Origin of the sequence: Pseudoalteromonas sp. NSLLW24 (assembly GCF_015864725.1) — a bacterium.
GTDB lineage: Bacteria > Pseudomonadota > Gammaproteobacteria > Enterobacterales > Alteromonadaceae > Pseudoalteromonas > Pseudoalteromonas arctica.
On record NZ_JADYWQ010000007.1, the window covers coordinates 39511 to 59292 of the forward strand.

Sequence of the window (19782 nt, forward strand, 5' to 3'; positions counted from 1 at the left end):
ACGGGTGATTATTTAGATTAATTGCTCGTTATATGGCTTTTTATGCTAATTGACTTGAAATACCCCCGCAATTACTGAGATAATCCCCTCCTTAATTTTGGGGCCAGGTCGTTAGGCGGGGTTTTATTTCAAATTTTAGAGTTTGTTTGTACTAAAAGATATGGCTGAGAAACGTAATATATTTCTAGTTGGCCCCATGGGGGCTGGCAAAAGCACGATTGGTCGTCACATCGCTGACCAATTACACCTTGAATTTGTTGATTCTGATCAAGAAATCGAACGCCGCACAGGTGCAGATATTGCATGGGTATTCGATCTTGAAGGTGAAGAAGGCTTTAGACTTCGAGAAGAGTCTGTTATTGGCGATTTAACCGAGATGCAAGGTATTGTACTTGCTACCGGTGGTGGTTCAGTAATGAGCAAAGAAGTTCGAAACAAGCTTTCGGCTCGAGGTATCGTTGTATACCTAGAGACACCTATAGAGAAGCAAGTTGCACGCACGCAACGCGACAAGCGTCGCCCATTACTGCAAACTGAAGAAGCACCTCGTAACGTACTAGAGCGCTTAGCAGAAGAACGCGAGCCACTATACAAAGAAGTTGCTGATTTTGTTGTACGTACCGATGAGCAAAGCGCTAAAGTTGTTGCTAACCAAATCATCGAGAAATTAGATTTTTAAAAACCAATAATAAAGGAATAGCCAAGCATGCTTAAATTAACTGTTAATTTGGACGAGCGAAGTTATCCTATTTATATTGGGCAATCTGCACTTCAAGATAATGGCCGCCTGGTTCACCACATTGGTGATTGTCGGCCTATCATCATTACTAATGACACAATAGCGCCTTTATATTTGCAAAGGTTACTTGATTCATTAGCTGATCTAAATCCGCTATCTTTTATTATTCCTGACGGTGAGCAATATAAATCACTGGAATGGTTTGAAAAAATATCAGCATTTTTACTACAAAATAACTGTGGCCGAGATACGTGTTTAATTGCGTTAGGTGGCGGTGTTGTAGGTGACCTAACTGGTTTTGTAGCGGCTTGTTATCAGCGCGGCGTACCGTTTATTCAAATACCAACGACAGTGCTTTCACAGGTTGATTCATCGGTAGGTGGAAAAACGGCAGTAAATCATCCGTTAGGTAAAAATATGATAGGGGCATTTTATCAGCCTCAAGCGGTTTTTATTGATACGCAAACATTACACACTCTACCTGCACGAGAGTTTGCAGCAGGTATGGCTGAGGTAATTAAGTATGGTCTGATTTACGATACCGAATTATTTGCCTATTTAGAGCGAAATGTGACTAATTTACAGCAACTAGATGAAGCATGCTTACAGCATATCATTTTTAGATGTTGTGAAATAAAAGCGCTTATAGTTGCTCAAGATGAAAAAGAACATGGCTTACGGGCTTTGTTAAACTTAGGCCATACATTTGCCCATGCAATTGAGGCACAGATGGGTTATGGCGTTTGGTTACACGGCGAAGCTGTTGCAACAGGAATGGTATTAGCAGCTAAACTTGCCAAGACACGCCAAGATTTAAGCGCAGATGAAGTTGATCGAATTATTAAGCTGCTTGAGCTATATAATTTACCAACAGAAATTCCAAAGCAAATGACTAGCGAGCAGTTTTTAACGCATATGCGTAAAGACAAAAAGAATAAAAAAGGCACTATCCGCTTTATTCTACCTACCCAATTTGGCCAGTGTGCATTAGTTGATAATGTATCTGATGATCAAGTTAGAGACTTAATCGAGCAGTAAATGCAGTCACAAATTTTACCAAGCCGTGCGGCTTTGGTGGATAGAATCGCACTGCAATTTGAGTACGGGCAAAATTTAATTGTTTTACTTGGCACTTCTGGGCTAGGTAAAAGTTATATGCTCGAAACCTTCATTACAGATAAATACAACGACTTTAATAAAGCCTTTGTGCAAGTAAGTGCACAAATGACTGACGCTCAGCTAATGAGTGAGTTATTAGAGCAAAGCTTTAACTCTCCCCTGATTGATCATAACTTAAGTTTACCTGAAAACTATTACCAATTACTGCAGCAGCAACCATGCGGGCCATGTTTATGGGTACTTGATGGCGGTAGGCAATTATCTGATGAGATGTTAATTGAGCTTGAGTTACTTTCTAAAAACAGCCCAAATACGCTATATATTATAATAGCTTCACAGTCTAAACTGGCTTTAAATAACGCTGTTGAAATTTATTTGGAGCCGCTAACGCTTCGAGAAAGCAAGATGTTATTGCAGTGGTACTTTACAGACTTACCCTATGATGAAGACCCTGTATTTAGTACTTTTTTAGCTGAGGCTCACGGTAATCCCAGCTTATTGCTTGCTTGGCAACCTAGTGAGCACATAGCCGATATTATTGTAAAAGACAAAGTGTCTTGGCGATTACACTTATTGATTTTGATGTTGCTGATTATGTTTTTAATTATTGGTCTGCTTTATAAGTCGGATATGACACAGTGGTGGCAACAGTATTATCAGCAAGAAGAAACACAAGTAATAAATACAGCAATATCTATAGAGCAAGTAAGTGAGCCGGCTATAAAGAAAAATGACTCAATAATTAACTTAAATGACCCCAAAGTTGTTGAGCCAGATATTAAAGCAGAGCGTGTACACATTAATGATGTGCCTGCCATCATGCAAAGCCTTACCGAACCTGGCAACACCGTTAACGTATTAGACAATGATGTTGATGATAGTACTAATAATAAAAGCAGTGTATCAAGTGACGTTAAATCTAAAGCTCTAAAAGTAAATACAGTAGAGCAAACTCAGATCAGCCAAGATAATATATGGTACATGCAGCAAATAGATACAAATAGTGTTATTCAATTATTAGCCGTAACTCAGCAGGAAGTTAGCGATAATTTTATTGCTCAATTCAATCTACAGCAGCAAACTCATACTTACCAAACAAAGCGAAATAATAAAATATGGTGGGTTGTTACATTTGGCAGTTTTGAAAGTATAAACGAAGCAAAATCAGCAATGGATACTTTATCTGCTGAGGTTAGAAAAAATAAACCTTTCTATAAAAAAATTAGTAAAATAAAGCAAGAAATAGCACTCGTTGATCAGTAAAACACACTGCTTTAGTGTAAAATCGCGCAACACCAGATTGAAGTAAAGAGCCAATGCAGCAAAAGAGTAGAGCCTTCCTTAAATGGGCCGGCGGAAAATACAGCCTAGTTGAAAATATTAATGCGCGATTAAACCAAGCTAGCAAGCATGCTGATACGTTGGTTGAACCTTTTGTTGGTGCAGGCTCTGTGTTTTTAAATAGTGACTTTAAACACTATATTCTCAACGATATAAATGCAGACTTAATTAACTTATACAAAGAGCTAAAAAGCTCTCCAGATGAGCTGATTAGTGACGCTAAAAAGTTATTTGTAGATTTGAATAATCACGCAGATGCTTATTACGAATATCGTGTGCAGTTTAATCAAAGTCGTGATGTATATGAACGTTCAATATTGTTTTTATACATGAACCGCCATGGTTACAACGGACTTTGTAGGTATAATTTAAAAGGTATTTTTAATGTGCCTTTTGGTAAATATAAAAAGCCTTACTTTCCTGAAAAAGAAATGTATTTTTTTGCTGAAAAAGCACAAAAAGCAACCTTCACCTGTTTAGATTACGATGACGTTTTTAAGTTAGTGCCTAACAATGCAGTTATTTATTGCGACCCACCTTATGTACCATTAAGTAAAACCGCTTCTTTTACGTCTTACGCTAAAGGGGGGTTTAATTTAGATGATCAGGCTAATTTGGCTAATCTGGCTGAGAAGGCTGCCTTTGAAAATGATACACCAGTGCTTATCTCTAATCACGATACCGTATGGACTCGAAAAATTTATAGCCAAGCATCACTTGATCAAATTCAAGTAAAGCGCACTATTAGCCCCAAAGGTGGCTCTAGAAATAAAGTTGACGAGTTGATGGCTATGTATTTAGCACCCAAGCAACCACTGCGTAAATTGCGATAACAAAAGCAATAAATAGTACAATCGCAATTAGGATGATAGAGATAGGAGAGTGTTGTTTAAAATCGACTTGGCGTTTATTTTCAGATTGAACACCAAAAAATGCTGCTAGCACACTTTGCAACGCACTAAAAAATTGCAGCATTATTTAAAATAAAGGTTTTAAAGATGGAGTGTTTTTAGAATCATCAGAGCTAGTAAGTAGCTCTAGTAAATCGAGGTAATGAAACTGAGCACTACGGCTATCGCCAGTTAACCACGAAAACCACGATGACTCTTCTTCAGCTTTAATACACGTGATTGTAGTTAATGTGTTTTGAGCACTTACCACTTGTGTATTATGACAATTACCTACTGAGCTTAATTCTTGCTCAGAGCTTGAACCAAAGCTAAACGCCCCGATAAGCAGTAATGCCGACGCAATTAATATCCCAGTTTTAAAAGCACGCATGATGAAATCCAATAATTTGTTACTTTTTTAATCATAGCAAATATTGATTAAAAATCAAACTTAAAGTTACCTGAAATAGGGGCTATTACGCCATATTACTTGGGTAACATCTTCAATTAAGTTACATTAACGCAATACACTATTTATTGATGGAGTTAATCATGTTTAACCCAGAGCAAAAATATTTAATAGCCCCTTCTATTTTGTCTGCTGATTTTGCAAAACTAGGCGAAGATGTTGATAAAGTACTCGAAGCGGGCGCTGACGTGGTTCACTTTGATGTAATGGATAATCACTATGTACCTAATCTCACAATTGGTCCTATGGTGTGTAAAGCACTAAGAGATTACGGCATTACAGCACCTATCGACGTACATTTAATGGTTAAGCCTGTAGATAGTCTTATTCCATTGTTTGCAGAGGCTGGCGCATCAATTATTACTTTTCATCCAGAAGCTAGTGAGCACGTCGATCGTACAATACAGTTAATAAAAGATCACGGCTGTAAAGCAGGCTTAGTGTTTAACCCAGCAACAAGCCTAAGTTATTTGGACCATGTTATTGATAAGCTAGATACCATTTTACTTATGTCGGTTAACCCAGGTTTTGGCGGGCAAAGCTTTATACCTCATACGCTTGAAAAATTACGCCAAGCAAAACAGCGTATTATTGAGTCAGGCCGAGATATTCGCTTAGAGGTTGATGGGGGTATTAAAGTCGATAATATTGCTGCAGCAGCACAAGCGGGTGCTGATATGTTTGTTGCAGGCTCAGCTATTTTTAATCAACCAGATTACAAGGTTGTGATTGACCAAATGCGTAAACAGCTTGGAAGTGTAAAATAATGAAGTACGACGTCGCCTTATTTGATTTAGATGGTACTTTGGTTGATAGCGTTTACGACTTGTATATTGCTATTAATTTAACCTTGAGCAGTCTTGCTTTCCCTATTGTTAGTCAACGCTTGGTTGAAAGCTGGGTCGGTAATGGGGTTGAAGTCCTCGTTAAACGCGCTTTGAGTGGCGATATGCAAGTGAGTGAACATCTAGATGAGTCACTTAGTAGTAAAGCAATATTACAGTTTTATAAGCACTATGAACAACAAGTTGGTGAGTATAGTGTTTTGTACCAACATGTAGAAACCGGGCTTGCAGCACTTCGTGGTATGCCTAAAGCACTAATCACTAATAAGTCTCGAATATTTACAGAAAAACTACTTGATAAACTGGCACTAACGAGTCATTTTGATGTGATTGTATGCGGTGACGATATGGCAAAAAAACCATCGCCAGAGCCATTGCTATTTGCCTGCAAAAAACTAAATGCAGAGCCTAATAAAGCAATAATGATAGGTGATTCTAAAAGCGATATACTTGCAGCTAAAGCCGCTAATATAGACGTAATTGCACTTAGTTATGGCTATAACCAAGGTGAAAATCTTAAGGATTATAATCCACAGTACCTATGCGATCACTTCTTAGATATAATACCTGTTCTAACGCAGCGTTAAATATTATTAATTAAGCAAAATAAAGGAAAATCATGAGTAAACCAGTAGTTTTAAGCGGCATTCAGCCAACCGGTGGTATGACAATAGGCAACTATGTTGGCGCTATTAACCAGTGGCTAAAGTTACAGGAAGACCACGAAAGTTTCTTTATGTTAGTAGACTTACACGCTATTACGGTTCGCCAAGAGCCTGAATTACTGCGCTCTCGAGTGTTGGATGGTATTGCTCTTTACGCGGCATGTGGCATTGATCCTGAAAAATCTGCTTTATTTGTACAATCACAAGTACCTGAGCACGCACAGTTAGCGTGGGTATTAAATTGTTACGCGCAAATGGGTGAGCTTAATCGAATGACTCAGTTTAAAGACAAGTCATCTAAGCATGCAAATAACGTAAACGTGGGCTTATTTTCATATCCGGTATTGCAAGCTGCGGATATTTTATTATACCAAGCTGATCAAGTACCCGTCGGTGAAGATCAAAAGCAACACTTAGAGCTGACTCGCGATATAGCCACACGCTTTAATAATTTATACGGCGACGTATTTAAATTACCAGAGCCGTACATTCCTGAGTTTGGTGCACGCGTAATGAGCTTGCAAGACCCACTTAAAAAGATGTCTAAGTCTGACGAAAACCCAAATGGTTATATCATGTTATTAGATGAGCCAAAGCAAATTGTGAAAAAGCTTAAAAAAGCAGTAACTGATTCAGATGAACAAGCACGTATTTATTTTGATCGCACAGAAAAGCCTGGTGTATCAAACTTGCTTACTTTATTGAGTGTTGCAACTAAGCGCTCAATAGAAGACCTAGTTCCTGAGTATGAAGATAAAATGTATGGCCATTTAAAGAAAGATACAGCAGATGCAGTTGTAAATATGATTGAGCCAATTCAAGCCCGTTTTAAAGAGATCAGAGAAGATCAAAACCTACTTAATAGCATAATGAAATCAGGTGCTGAAAAAGCAAGTGTACGTGCTGAGAAAACATTGAAATCGGTATACGATGCGCTTGGTTTTATTCCTCGCGGGTAAGTTTATTAAAATAAAAAAATGCCGCTTGTTAGCGGCATTTTTTATATAGCACATATCAACATGATAGACCCAAATAGAAACAGTAGCGATATCGCTAGTTTATCTGTTTTATCCATTATTCAGCGCCTCTTACTGTTATATCTGCCGTGCTATCAACACTGACTAAAGAAACGCTGTAGCCTTTGTTTTCAAGTAAGGTAAGTAAACTATCTTGTCCTGCAAGGTGGCCAACTCCAACAAGTACAAACTCATTTTTGTCGTTGTTAAACATGGCTTCTACTTTTGGTAACCAATCATTATTTCTATCTGTAATGAGTTGTTTATAACTATTCGGATCATTTTGCTGCATATCTTCAAGTGCTACTTTATTCAGTGTGTCTGTATCACCTTTGCGCCAGGCAGCTAAAAGTTCTTTAAACATATCGCCATAGTTGTGAAGCTCGGCTAAGTTACGTTTAATGAAATCGTTCTCGTTGCCTTGACCCATTGTTTTAAAAAGCTCTAACTGAAATTCGATTGTTTCTAAGTAATTTTTTGTTTTGTTATCTTCAGTCGCTTTTTTAGTAAAGTAAGCATCAACCCCTTCACCCATTAAATTTTGCTTTTGAAGCTCCATCGACATTAAGACAATACTAACCATAGCAGGGCGAAAACCATCTAACTTAGCTAGGTTAGCGCCAAACTCGCTAAGCTTATTTTCAAGTAAAGCCTTAATCTCGGGTTCTAGCTTTTGACTTAACGTTTCGTTATTTGTATACGATAGCGCACCTAACATTTGCATTTGTGCATTGGTGTCGGCTGGGTCAGGTAACGGTGCTTCTAAAATAATTGTATCTGCTTGTTCATAAGCATGGTTAAACTCAGCGGGTAGTGGCATTTCAGCTTTAGGTAGTATGTGAACTGTACCGCCAATAAATAGTGAGTCATTGCCATTACTTACTTGCCATACAGAGCTTTGAGCCTGTGCTGTATTTGCTAAAAGGCTGCAACTAAGTAATACGCTGGCAGATACTAATTTTTTTGTGAATTTTTTCATGATAATTCCTTAATATAACTTTTAATTTTATTGTTTTTAGTTCGATAACACATTGCTGAAATATGCAGTGATTGACGATGTTACCTTTGAAAGATTTTTATCAATTTGCGAGTTTATTTTGCTCATTGAAGAGTCAAGCTCAGCTGAAATTTTTTCATCTATTGAAGAAAGTAACGTTTGCTTATCAACATTACTTTTTAAAGACTCAGAAGCGTCTATTTTGTTTGTTTTTTGTAGTTTTTGATTAACAGGGTTAATTGCCTTTATGCTTTCACCAATCATGCATTTCTCAAAATTATTTTGAACGGTGTTTTGTTTAGTGTCAGCTGCAACAACTGAAGTAGTATTAAAAGCAGTTGCTAGTAGTAAAGCCGGTAGTACTTTTTTCATTGTGCTGTTCATAATTAAACCTTTTATATTTTTTGCTGCAGCCAATTTAGAATCACAAATGATTTTTTACTAAGCTGCTTGTTGATGACGGTTTAAAGAATATCGCTGAATTTATTAAGAGTCGCTTATCTAGTTATGAGCAATTAATAGATAAGGTTTTAAAGCTAAATAATTGTTTAAATTTAGTGTGTTAGCTTTAAACCTTATAATGCTAATATAAGGTTTAAAATGCTTTTTCTATAAAATAAAGTGTAGATGTGATACGGTTTATAAAAATAAAAATACGTAAAGACTATGAATTATCAAATCGGACCTTGGCAATTTATTAGTAATCGCTGTGTGATTACTTCAAACCATTTAGAAAGGGAATTAGATCCACTTTTAGTAAAGTTATTACTCCACTTTATAGATAAGCCTCAACAAATCGTTTCCCGCCAAGAGCTTATTGAGAGTGTGTGGCAACAAAGCTTTGTTGACGATAATGCGATTAACCGTGCAATATCAGAGTTAAGAAAGCAACTTGCCCACCCAATTGAAAAAGCGCCGCTTTTAAAAACGCATTACCGTAAAGGATATAGCCTAACAGTAATACCTGAGCGTTTAACGCAAGCAAACGTTTCGAAAGAGCCTGCAAACATTTTGCCTGACTCACCGGGTATTTCTGCCAAAAATGAAGAGATAGCTACTGCAACTATTTCGCAACCAGTTCAAAGAACGAATAGTAAAAAGTTTTTGATTTATTCTTTATTCGCCATTATTTGCCTGTGCTTTTTAGTATGGTTTGGGTTGTTTTTTATTAATGCACCTTCTAGCGAAAAGATTAAACAGATCACGGTTAATAAGGTAGCAAGCACGTGGAATATAGGCAGTGAGGTTCATCCTGAGATGTCCTCAGATAAACAATATTTAGCTTATACAAATGTTGAACCTGAAAATGACGTAATGCATGCATTTGTAAAGCGACTATCTGATCAAAGGGAAGTTGAAATTACCTATCCTGGCTTTCAAGTATCCATTTTATCGTGGCAGTTAAATCAGCACTCTGTGTTGTTACAAGCGACAAACTTAAAGCAGCAAAAGTGTGAAATGGTACTGGTTGATTTAAGCCAGTTTCCTGTTATAGGAAAGGCTACATTAATTAAAAAGTGCGACCTTAGATACACAGGTTATGCGCAAGTAGACGAAAGTGGTGAGCATATTTATTACACCGAATATAAAAATGAGCATGAGGGTTCAGGTTTATATAAATATGATTTAGAACTTAAAAAAGAATTCATAGTGATCCCACCACCAGGCATCATGTATGGCGTAATCATGCCGCGCTTATCTCATTCTGGTAGTAAAATAGCATATGTACTTAGTCAAAAGGGTAAGCCTTTTTCTGTATTTAGCTACAACTTTGAGACCCATGAAACCAAGCGGTTATTTAAAGCAAAGAAAAGCATAATTAGCTTCGCGTTTGATTGGCTTGCAGACGATAAAGGCGTGATTGTTTTTGAAGACTCTGATCTTTCAACCATTGTGTTTGATGAAAATAATATTATTAAACGCACACTAACGGTTACCCCAGCAATTTCACCTTATTATATTGCAGTTCAATCTGCTAATAGCCTTTTTTACTCAGCAAATAAAACACAAACATTTTCGTTAATTAAAGCGACTAATCTTTTTAGCGATACTCCTGAGTATGAAGCACTCTACAAAAGTGATGAAGACGACTACATCATTGCAGAAGTCATTAATGAGAAAGGGCCAGCGCATATTTTTGTATCCGAGCGCTCTGGTAGCAGTCAGTTGTGGTTATCTCAAAATGGACTTACAAAGCAACTTAGTAACTTTACTTATGAAGGTAAATCTACCTTTGCTATTGGCGGACTAAGGGTATCGAGTAAGCAAGATCGTGTTTTATTAAGAGTTAATAGTGATATTGCATTTTTTGACGTTATGTCGAACAAGCTCTATACCATAGCTGAGTTTGAAGGGCGAAAAATACTAAGCTATGTATGGTCTAAAGATAATGAAAGTATAATTTATTTAGAGCGACGTGGTTCAGAAAATCTATTTTCTCAGTTTAATTTATTAACGCGAGACACAACTATATTAGAGGATGTTAAAGCCAACAAATTAATTTCAGGCGCTGACGGTACTAATTATGCAATTACTAATAATCAGTTAATTAAATTATCAAATAAACAGAGTTGGGAATTGCCTAAAGACGCGCGACAAGCACAAGTTTTTGCCATTAATGGTAATTACCTTTACTACTCTGATGCTATTTCAAGAGTTGCTAGGCTTAATTTAGAAGATAAAACAGTAAAAGATGTGCACGTTGATTTTAAACCCATCGCATTTTTTATTAGTAATAACAATCAGATTTTATTTACAGAATCGAAATATAAAGACATGCAAATAATACAGATAAGCTGGAATGACTAGGGCGTGTCTATCTTTTTAGATTAAGTTTGTAGCAGTGTGTTGTTTTTCTTTAATAACATTTTCGATTGTTATACCAATTCGCTTAATTAAGTGATCTATTTTGAGGATGGAAAAACGTGTTGATAGCTAGGCAAAAAATTCGCTATTTAGTTGTTCTCGGCAATTGCTCCTGCATTGCTCTACCTTCTGCATCCATGCAGTCGTAAATGAGAATTTTTTAACACAGGTAGCGACACGTTTAGCCCCGCAAAATGATTAAGTATTATTGCGGATTTGTATTATGTTGATAAATGAAAAATTAGAGCAAAAAAAATAGCGAGAAGTGAGTCTTCTCGCTATTTTTAATCAAATGTAATCTCGACAGTTAAATAACCTTAATGCCGATTGATTTGTAACAACTAAACCTCTATTTATTTAATAGAGTTTTTAGGTAATGCCCTGTATGTGAACGCTCACATTCGGCTACTTCTTCTGGCGTACCTGCAATGAGTATTTCACCACCGCCAGCACCGCCTTCAGGTCCTAAATCGATAACCCAATCTGCTGTTTTAATTACATCGAGGTTGTGCTCAATAACAACAATTGTATTGCCGTGATCGCGCAAGCGATGAAGCACAACAAGCAGCTGTTCAATGTCAGCAAAGTGTAAGCCTGTTGTTGGCTCATCTAATATGTAGAGCGTTTTACCAGTATCACGCTTTGATAGCTCGCGCGCTAATTTTACACGTTGCGCCTCACCACCAGAGAGAGTAGTAGCGGCTTGACCTAAACGCACGTACGACAAACCAACGTCCATCAGCGTTTTAAGCTTACGGGCAATAGCCGGTATTTTATCAAAGTAATCATGAGCGTCTTCAACAGTCATCTCAAGCACTTGGTGTATGTTTTTACCTTTGTATTGTACTTCGAGGGTTTCGCGGTTATAGCGTTTACTCTTACATACATCACACGGTACATACACATCAGGTAAAAAGTGCATTTCAACTTTAATTAAGCCGTCACCTTGGCAAGCTTCACAGCGTCCGCCTTTAACGTTAAAGCTAAAGCGACCTACTTTGTAGCCACGTGAGCGCGCTTCTTGTGTACCTGCAAATAACTCACGAATGCCGGTAAATATACCTGTGTAGGTTGCCGGATTTGAACGCGGAGTACGACCAATCGGGCTTTGATCAATATCGATCACTTTATCAAAATGATCTAAACCGCTAATTGATTTATATGGAGCAGCTTCGGCAGTGGTTGCGCCATTTAGCTCTGTATGAGCAAGTTTAAACAAAGTGTCGTTTATTAGCGTTGATTTACCTGAGCCCGATACACCTGTCACACAGGTCATTAAACCAAATGGGATTTTTAAATCCACATTTTTAAGATTATTACCCGTTGCGCCAAATAGCTCTAGCCATTTGTCATTTGTTGGGTGACGTTCTTTTGGTATTTCTATTCTACGTACGCCAGATAAAAACTGGCCCGTAACAGACTCTTTGCTTGCTAAAATATCGTCGCGTGTTCCTTGAGCAATAATATGCCCACCATGAACACCCGCGCCTGGGCCAATATCAATAATATGGTCAGCGGCACGAATAGCATCTTCATCGTGCTCTACCACAATAACGGTGTTACCTAAGTCGCGCAAATGGACCAGTGTTTGTAATAAACGGTCGTTATCGCGTTGATGCAGCCCAATAGATGGCTCATCTAGTACGTACATTACACCTACAAGGCCTGCACCAATTTGGCTTGCTAAGCGAATACGCTGAGCTTCACCACCTGATAGTGTGTCGGCGCTGCGCTCAAGTGATAAGTAATTTAGGCCAACGTTAATTAAAAACGATAAACGGTCGCGAATTTCTTTTAATATTTTTTCAGCTATTTGGCCTTTTTGTCCGGTTAGCGTTAACCCTTCAAAAAATTCCATAGCTTCACCAATACTCATGCACGTGATTGCAGGTAAGTTGGTTTTTCCAATAAATACATTTCGAGATTCTTCGCGTAAACGCGAGCCATTACAGCTAGGACATGCTTGGCTTGTTTGGTATTTAGCAAGCTCTTCGCGTACTGAGTTTGACTCGGTCTCGCGGTAGCGGCGATTCATGTTGTTTAACACGCCTTCAAACTCATGATTGCGCGTAATTAAATCGCCACGGTCGTTACGGTAATTAAACGCAATTTTAGTGCTACCAGAGCCATCTAAAATAATTTTTTTCGAGTCGCTGTCTAAATCTTGATAAGGCACATCTAAATCAAAACTATAATGCTCAGCAACGGCTTGTAGCATTTGATAGTAATAAAAGCTGCGTTTATCCCAGCCTTTAATTGCACCGCCAGCAAGGCTTAACTCTGGGTTATGCACTACGCGATTAGGATCGAAATATTGACGTATACCTAAACCATCACAGGTTTGGCACGCACCAGCAGGGTTATTAAACGAAAACAAACGCGGTTCTAGCTCAGTCATTGCATAGCCACAAGTAGGGCAGGCAAAGTTTGCTGAGAATAGAATTTCTTCAGCGCTGCTATCATCCATGTATGCTACATGTGCAACGCCATTAGACATTTCAAGCGCAGTTTCAAACGATTCTGCTAAGCGTTGTTGTAAGCCATCTTTTACTTTAAATCTGTCTACAACAACTTCTATTGTATGTTTTTTATGAAGCTCAAGTGTTGGTGGATCAGATAAGTCACATACTTCACCGTCTATACGGGCGCGAATATAACCTTGGCTTGATAGCTGCTCTAATAACTTAACATGCTCACCTTTACGCTCTTTTACTATTGGCGCAAGCAGCATTAACTTACTGCCTTCAGGCAGTGCCAAAACAGTATCTACCATTTGACTAACGGTTTGCGCAGCAAGTGGTAAATCATGTGTAGGGCATCGTGGTTCGCCAACGCGGGCAAACATAAGTCGTAAATAATCGTAAATTTCGGTAATAGTACCCACAGTTGATCGTGGATTATGAGACGTTGATTTTTGCTCAATAGAAATTGCAGGAGAGAGGCCTTCGATGTGATCTACATCAGGCTTTTCCATAAGCGATAAAAATTGTCTTGCATACGCAGAAAGTGATTCAACATACCGGCGTTGTCCTTCTGCATAAAGTGTATCAAATGCAAGTGATGACTTCCCCGAACCAGATAGACCAGTAATAACTATTAATTTATCACGTGGGATGGTTAGGCTGATGTCTTTTAAATTATGCGTACGGGCGCCTCGGACTTCAATGTTTTCCATGCTATCTCGTTTATTACCAAAATTATTTACTCAGTATCGCATAATACGAAGCAATATTAATCCTTGATCAATGAAAAATCCTTACTTATAGGCGATTAATTATTGCCAAGCTTATGGTAGAATCCCAACCTCAATTTTTCATAGAGTAAGATCACGCAGATAATGACCGCATCTTCACTTAATTCACGAGAAAAACGCGCCGCAGTATCGCTGGCGAGTGTGTTTGCATTTAGAATGCTCGGCTTGTTTATGCTGATGCCTGTATTGGCTATTTATGGACAATCGCTTGAAGGTTTTTCGCCTATTTGGATTGGTTTTGCCATTGGTGCGTATGGTTTAACGCAAGCCGTATTACAAATACCTATGGGTCGATTATCCGATAAGATTGGTCGTAAAAAGGTTATTGTTGGTGGCTTAGTCGTATTTGCTATTGGCTCTGTAGTTGCTGCATTAGCTGACTCTATTCAAATGGTTACCGTAGGCCGCGCTCTACAAGGTATGGGCGCAATAGCCAGTGCACTACTCGCGTTTGCTTCTGATTTAAGCCGCGATGAGCAACGACCAAAAGTAATGGCCGTTATTGGTATGAGCATAGGAATGAGCTTTGCCTTTGCTATGCTACTTGGGCCAATTGTCGCAGCTTCGTGGGGTATTGCGGGTGTATTTTGGTTGACTGCTATTTTAGCTGTTTTTGGTATATTTATAGTGACTATGCTAGTGCCAAATGCGGTAAATAAAGCGCCCAAAGGCGATACATTAGCAAGCTTTAGCGACATTAAAAAACTAATTAAGCACCCTCAGTTAGCACGATTAAATGCAGGTGTATTGCTATTACACTTAACGCTAACCACAATATTTGTCGTACTGCCGAGTCAATTAATTAAAGATGGCTTAGTTGCCGACCATCACTGGTATTTATATATTCCAGTGCTATTTTTAGCATTTTTATTAATGGTACCAATAATGATTGTGGCCATTAAAAAAGAGAAAGAAAAACAAGCATTTATTGGCTCAGTAGCCTTGTTAACTATTAGTATGCTAGCAATGTCGGTATGGGTTAATAGTGTAGTAGGCATTGCTGTGTGTATGCTGCTTTATTTTGTGGCGTTTAACTTTTTAGAAGCCACTATGCCTGCGCTTGTATCGCGAATAGCACCTGCAAGCCAAAAAGGTTCAGCAATGGGTGGCTACTCATCTAGTCAGTTTTTAGGCGCCTTTTTAGGCGGTATGTTAGGTGGTTATGTAGCACAAACTACAACGACGCAAGCTGTGTTTGCGGCAGCGGCACTTGTTGGGTTAATATGGCTTATTATTGCGTGGAAAATGCAAGTCCCACCCAAAAGTAAAGTTATTAGTTTAATGACCAAATTAGATTCTGAAGAGCATGCTCAAACACTTGCTTCTCAGTTAGTTGCTTTACCAGGCGTAATAGAAGCAACTGTGGTTCGCGATGAAAGTCGCAGCTATTTAAAGATTAATGATAAAGAATTTGACCTAGACCAAGCGCGTAAAGTAGCTGGTTTAATCTAACATTTATAGGAGATGGTTCCATGGCACGCGGTGTGAACAAAGTAATTTTGGTTGGTAATTTAGGGCAAGATCCTGAAGTTCGTTATATGCCTAACGGCAATGGTGTAGCAAATATTACCTTAGCAACTTCGGATAGCTATAAAGATAAAAACACTGGCCAAATGGTTGATAAAACTGAGTGGCATCGTGTTGTGTTCTTTGGCAAATTAGCTGAAATTGTTGGTGAATATTGTCGTAAAGGTTCACAAATTTATGTTGAAGGTAAGCTTCAAACACGTAAGTGGACCGATCAACAAGGCCAAGAAAAATACACTACAGAAATAGTTGTAGATGGCTTTACTGGTCAAATGCAAATGTTAGGCGCACGTGGTGGCGATCAGCAAAGTGGTGGTTACCAAGGTAATCAGCCGCAAGGTGGACAACAAGGTGGTGGTTACCAAGGTAATCAGCCGCAAGGTGGTCAACAAAGCGGTGGTTACGGTCAAAATAACCAAGGCCAAGCTGCACAGCAAAGTGGCTATAATCCGCAGCAACAAGCCGCACCAGCAGCACAACCAAAACCGGCTCCAGCACCACAGCAGCAAAGTAATCAATATCAGCCGCAAGGTGGTTATGCACCACAGCAAAAAAGTGCACCACAACAGCAAGGTGGTTTCGCTCCTAAACCACAAAGTGCTCCGCAAGGTGGCGCATCAAACCCAATGGAACCAACCATTGATTTTGACGACGATATCCCTTTTTAGTGTCCCAACCTTTACAGTGTAAAGATGTATTATAGAAAAGCCCCGTTCATACGGGGCTTTTTTATACGAGTTGTGTAGTGAGGGCAACCCAGAACTATCAATGAATATCGTCATTAAGCAATAAAATGAAATAGTATTAGTAAACATGTTAAATTATGGTGATATTTACATTTTATTTAATTGATATATATATCGTTAACACTTACCATTAAAAGACTTTTACCTTGATTACACAATGAGAAACATGAAAACTAATATCTTATTTTTATTTCTTGTTTTTCAATTTGTGAGTCCAATTTCAAACGCTCAACCTTCTTCAAGTGTTACTCATGTTTTATTTATAAATTCAACAAACCAAGATATGCCTTGGCACAAAAGTGTTGATTCTGGACTGCGTAAAAAACTTATAGAACGTTCTTTTAGTTATGAACTCTTCGTTGAAAATATGGATGTAAACCGATTCGATGAAGCAAATCAAAAACAGTTAATGAAGGACTACCTCAAACAAAAATATAAAAATAAGCACATCGATATCATTGTTACTCAGTCTCCTTCTGCAGCAGTACTTTTATCGCAATTAGATGACTTTTTTATAAATGCTCCAAGAATATATTTGGAACCAGGCGCTCAATTTAGTTTGCCTAAAAATACTAACGGAGCAGTGATCCAAGCTAAATTAGATTACGCGCAAGCAACAGCAAGCGCTGTTAATTTAATGAAGCCTAAAAAATTAATCGTTATATTAGATACAAAAAACGATATTGGGATGAGCTTTTATCGAGGGCTCTTTTCGGTTATTAACCGTGACTTTTCGTATTTAGACGTAGAGAAGTGGTTTGATCTTTCAATGCCAGAGCTACTCACTAAAGTAAAAAATGCGCCAGATGATTCAATTATATTGTTTACACCCATTTTCAGACATTACGATAATAAATCCCTTAGCCCTTATCAGCTCGTAGAGCAATTAGCAAAAGCAAGTTCAGCGCCCGTTTTTAGTTATTGGAAGGTACTATTAGGCTCAGGTGTTGTTGGTGGGTATGTGTTGTCGGGTGAAAAAATAGGCGAACGTATTGCCGATTCGATAATTTTATACAATGAAAATAAAAGCTTAAGTGAAATAAGTGGTGAAGGGCTAAGTGTTTACGCTTATGACTGGCGTCAATTAAACAAGTTCGATATAGCTCCACAAAGCTTGCCAGAAAAGTCGATTATATCTTATTACGAGCCAACCTATTTTGAGCAAAATAAAACATTAATTTACAGCGCTACTGCGATTATTTTTATTCTTAGCAGCTTTTTAGTTTTCGTATTGTTTTTAAATCAACGCCGCATTCAACTTTTAAAAGAGCTTGATGAAGAAAAGCAAAGATTAGAGTCTCGCGTTGAACAGCGTACTGAAGAACTGTTGCAAGCCAAAGAAGAGGCCGAAAAGCTGACATCTGCTAAGTCTGAATTTTTAGCAAATATGAGTCATGAAATCAGAACTCCTATGAGTGGGATTATTGGCTTAACCAACATTTTGCTCGAAAAAGGTTTGCCTGGAGAATATGAGCATTATTTAAATAAAATTAAATATTCTTCAGATCAACTTCTTGTAGTTATTAACGATATTTTAGACTTTTCAAAAATTGAGTCTGGAAATATTAACCTTGAGGAATTTCCTTTTTCTGTAAATTCGGTTGTTGACTACATCAAAGCAACTTTTGATGAGCTAGCTCAACGCAAAGGGATCACATTTGATATTGTCATTGGTAAAGAGGTTAAACTCGATTTAATAGGTGATGTAGTTCGAATAAACCAAGTACTGCTAAATTTATGCTCTAACGCAATTAAATTTACTACACACGGCTTTGTATCGGTATTAATAGAATCAAAAAGATCGTTAGCTGATCCTAAGAGCGTTTGTTTGTATTTCATTGTTAAGGATTCCGGTATTGGGATTGCTGAGCAAAGCCTTGCCGATTTATTTGAATCTTTTACTCAAGCTGACAGCTCTACAACCAGGAAGTTTGGCGGTACAGGTTTAGGTTTAACTATAAGTAAGCGTTTATGCCAATCGATGGGTGGGGATATAACGGTAAAAAGTACTCAAGGTGTAGGTAGTGAATTTATAGCTTCGATTAAGGTGAAATTGAATAACCAAGCATTGATTGATAATACTCCCGACCTAACTTTTACTGATTCGTTCGAGGTATTAATTGTAGATGATAATGAAGATGATCTTAAGGTAATTGAAAATCAGCTAACGGCTATGGGGCTAGTATGTACGGCCTGTCAATCTGCTAAACAAGCTATTGATATTATTGAACACAATAAAGAGAAATTTAAAGTTGTTATTGTCGACTGGGCAATGCCATCAATGAGTAGCGAAACTTTTTTAATACGTATTTTCAATATTAATCCTCAACTTTATAACAACACGATTGTGCTTATAATGAGTGACGAAAGTTTACTTAATAATGCAGCCAAAAAAGTAAGTATAAAAACTATTTTGCAGAAACCTGTATACACGAGTGTTTTGTATGAGGCGATTGAAAGTAAAGTAGTAGGCCCTCTCAATGAAGTACCTATAGTAAACACCGTAAGTGAAGCGTCGCTGACAGGTATAAAAATATTGGTTGTGGAAGATAACTCGATCAACAGGCTTATCGTTACAAACATACTAGAGAAGGCTGATGCTCAAATTTACTTGGTCGACAATGGATTAGAATGTATTCAAGCCGTGAAATCACAAGCGTACGATATTATTTTGATGGATATTCATATGCCTATTATGGACGGGGTTGAGGCGAGTAAAATTATTCGTAGCGATAGTGACAAAGCAATCGCAAATATTCCAATAATTGCTTTAACAGCTAATGTTATGAAAGATGATATTACACGATACTTATCCATTGGCATGAACGCCCATGTTGCAAAGCCTATTAAAGCGCAAAATCTACGTGAAACTATAATCCGCTGTTTAAATAAATAGCTGAGCCATTAAAGTGATTTAATAATTATCCATATTAAGTACCTATCGTAATATTGTCCGCTGGCTTGAGCCTATTTTGGATAACTTAAAAAGAAACTTCATAAAATAGAATTTGACTCACCGGGTGCTATATGAAGTCTCATACATTCTTTTCCCCATATGTTTATTTCAGCAAAGGTTGAATTATCAATGTCAGAAGTTAGTGAGTTAGGCACCATAAACAAAGCACATCGCTTCGCTGCACACACTACAAACAAAACGCGCTTAAGCTTGAGGATTCAATATTATCTATTTATAAAATAAAGGGCATAGTTGTTTGTTTTTGTAAGTTCTCGTTTATCTGAGTGTTTTTTGTTTAGCGCTATTAATAAACGTTTAAACTTAGTTTACAGCCTTGTACTTCTATAGATATTG

The 19782-nt window shown here is 37.8% G+C and carries 16 protein-coding genes; 11 read left to right on the top strand and 5 right to left on the bottom strand.

Translation table 11 applies throughout. The features are described 5' to 3' along the window. Nucleotides 1-160: 160 nt before the first annotated feature. The 4 genes from aroK to I6E72_RS09085 are packed head-to-tail and all read left to right on the top strand — an operon-like array spanning nt 161 to nt 4032. Nucleotides 161-679: a shikimate kinase AroK gene (gene aroK / locus I6E72_RS09070; protein ID WP_004589350.1), complete on the top strand. Its 519-nt coding sequence runs from the start codon at nt 161-163 to the stop codon at nt 677-679. A gap of 27 nt (nt 680-706) precedes the next feature. Continuing rightward, nucleotides 707-1777, top strand: coding sequence for a 3-dehydroquinate synthase (gene aroB, locus I6E72_RS09075; protein ID WP_010553793.1), 1071 nt, complete (start codon nt 707-709; stop codon nt 1775-1777). Then, nucleotides 1778-3121 (top strand): AAA family ATPase, encoded by a 1344-nt coding sequence (locus tag I6E72_RS09080; protein ID WP_197111961.1) that lies wholly within the window; start codon nt 1778-1780, stop codon nt 3119-3121. A gap of 53 nt (nt 3122-3174) precedes the next feature. Next, entirely contained in the window at nt 3175-4032 is an 858-nt protein-coding gene (locus I6E72_RS09085; protein ID WP_024589888.1) for a Dam family site-specific DNA-(adenine-N6)-methyltransferase, read from the top strand. On the opposite strand, the gene I6E72_RS09090 is transcribed toward I6E72_RS09085, so the two are convergent. Continuing rightward, nucleotides 3989-4174: a DUF2970 domain-containing protein gene (locus I6E72_RS09090; protein ID WP_081709141.1), complete on the bottom strand. Its 186-nt coding sequence runs from the start codon at nt 4172-4174 to the stop codon at nt 3989-3991. The two genes, I6E72_RS09085 and I6E72_RS09090, sit on opposite strands and share 44 nt — an antisense overlap. 3 nt (nt 4175-4177) lie before the next feature. After that, nucleotides 4178-4480 (bottom strand): hypothetical protein, encoded by a 303-nt coding sequence (locus tag I6E72_RS09095; RefSeq protein WP_010553790.1) that lies wholly within the window; start codon nt 4478-4480, stop codon nt 4178-4180. 161 nt (nt 4481-4641) lie between these two features. Here I6E72_RS09095 and rpe point away from each other — a divergent pair, with 161 nt between their 5' ends. Genes rpe through trpS form a run of 3 tightly spaced genes read left to right on the top strand, consistent with a single transcriptional unit; the run spans nt 4642 to nt 7027 of the window. After that, entirely contained in the window at nt 4642-5325 is a 684-nt protein-coding gene (rpe, locus tag I6E72_RS09100; RefSeq protein WP_165721225.1) for a ribulose-phosphate 3-epimerase, read from the top strand. Next, nucleotides 5325-5990: a phosphoglycolate phosphatase gene (locus I6E72_RS09105; RefSeq protein WP_197111963.1), complete on the top strand. Its 666-nt coding sequence runs from the start codon at nt 5325-5327 to the stop codon at nt 5988-5990. The genes rpe and I6E72_RS09105 overlap by 1 nt, the downstream gene beginning before the upstream one ends. Nucleotides 5991-6022: 32 nt before the next feature. Then, the gene (gene trpS / locus I6E72_RS09110; RefSeq protein WP_024589884.1) at nt 6023-7027 is read left to right on the top strand and encodes a tryptophan--tRNA ligase; all 1005 of its coding nucleotides are present in this window, start codon (nt 6023-6025) and stop codon (nt 7025-7027) included. Nucleotides 7028-7142: 115 nt separating this feature from the next. On the opposite strand, the gene I6E72_RS09115 is transcribed toward trpS, so the two are convergent. Together I6E72_RS09115 and I6E72_RS09120 are read right to left on the bottom strand one after the other, a co-directional pair. Then, nucleotides 7143-8063 (bottom strand): TraB/GumN family protein, encoded by a 921-nt coding sequence (locus tag I6E72_RS09115; RefSeq protein ID WP_024607211.1) that lies wholly within the window; start codon nt 8061-8063, stop codon nt 7143-7145. Nucleotides 8064-8099: 36 nt separating this feature from the next. Further along, complete coding sequence (locus I6E72_RS09120) at nt 8100-8465, bottom strand: hypothetical protein (RefSeq protein WP_024607210.1); 366 nt, start codon at nt 8463-8465, stop codon at nt 8100-8102. Between the two features lie 282 nt (nt 8466-8747). On the opposite strand from I6E72_RS09120, the gene I6E72_RS09125 reads away from it, so the two are divergent. Next, nucleotides 8748-10889 carry a winged helix family transcriptional regulator gene (locus I6E72_RS09125; protein ID WP_024607209.1) on the top strand — a complete coding sequence of 714 codons (2142 nt, stop codon included), beginning with the start codon at nt 8748-8750 and terminating at the stop codon, nt 10887-10889. Nucleotides 10890-11295: 406 nt separating this feature from the next. Here I6E72_RS09125 and uvrA read toward each other — a convergent pair whose 3' ends face one another. After that, complete coding sequence (uvrA, locus tag I6E72_RS09130) at nt 11296-14121, bottom strand: excinuclease ABC subunit UvrA (RefSeq protein ID WP_024607429.1); 2826 nt, start codon at nt 14119-14121, stop codon at nt 11296-11298. Between the two features lie 162 nt (nt 14122-14283). On the opposite strand from uvrA, the gene I6E72_RS09135 reads away from it, so the two are divergent. The 3 genes from I6E72_RS09135 to I6E72_RS09145 all read left to right on the top strand — a co-directional run bounded on the left by I6E72_RS09135 (nt 14284) and on the right by I6E72_RS09145 (nt 19368). Next, nucleotides 14284-15651: an MFS transporter gene (locus I6E72_RS09135; RefSeq protein WP_010553785.1), complete on the top strand. Its 1368-nt coding sequence runs from the start codon at nt 14284-14286 to the stop codon at nt 15649-15651. A gap of 20 nt (nt 15652-15671) precedes the next feature. Beyond that, a complete protein-coding gene (ssb, locus tag I6E72_RS09140; RefSeq protein WP_007586300.1) occupies nt 15672-16394 on the top strand; it encodes a single-stranded DNA-binding protein in 723 nt (240 codons plus the stop codon). A gap of 244 nt (nt 16395-16638) precedes the next feature. After that, nucleotides 16639-19368, top strand: a complete 2730-nt coding sequence (locus I6E72_RS09145) for a response regulator (protein WP_197111965.1) — start codon at nt 16639-16641, stop codon at nt 19366-19368. Nucleotides 19369-19782: the final 414 nt, after the last annotated feature.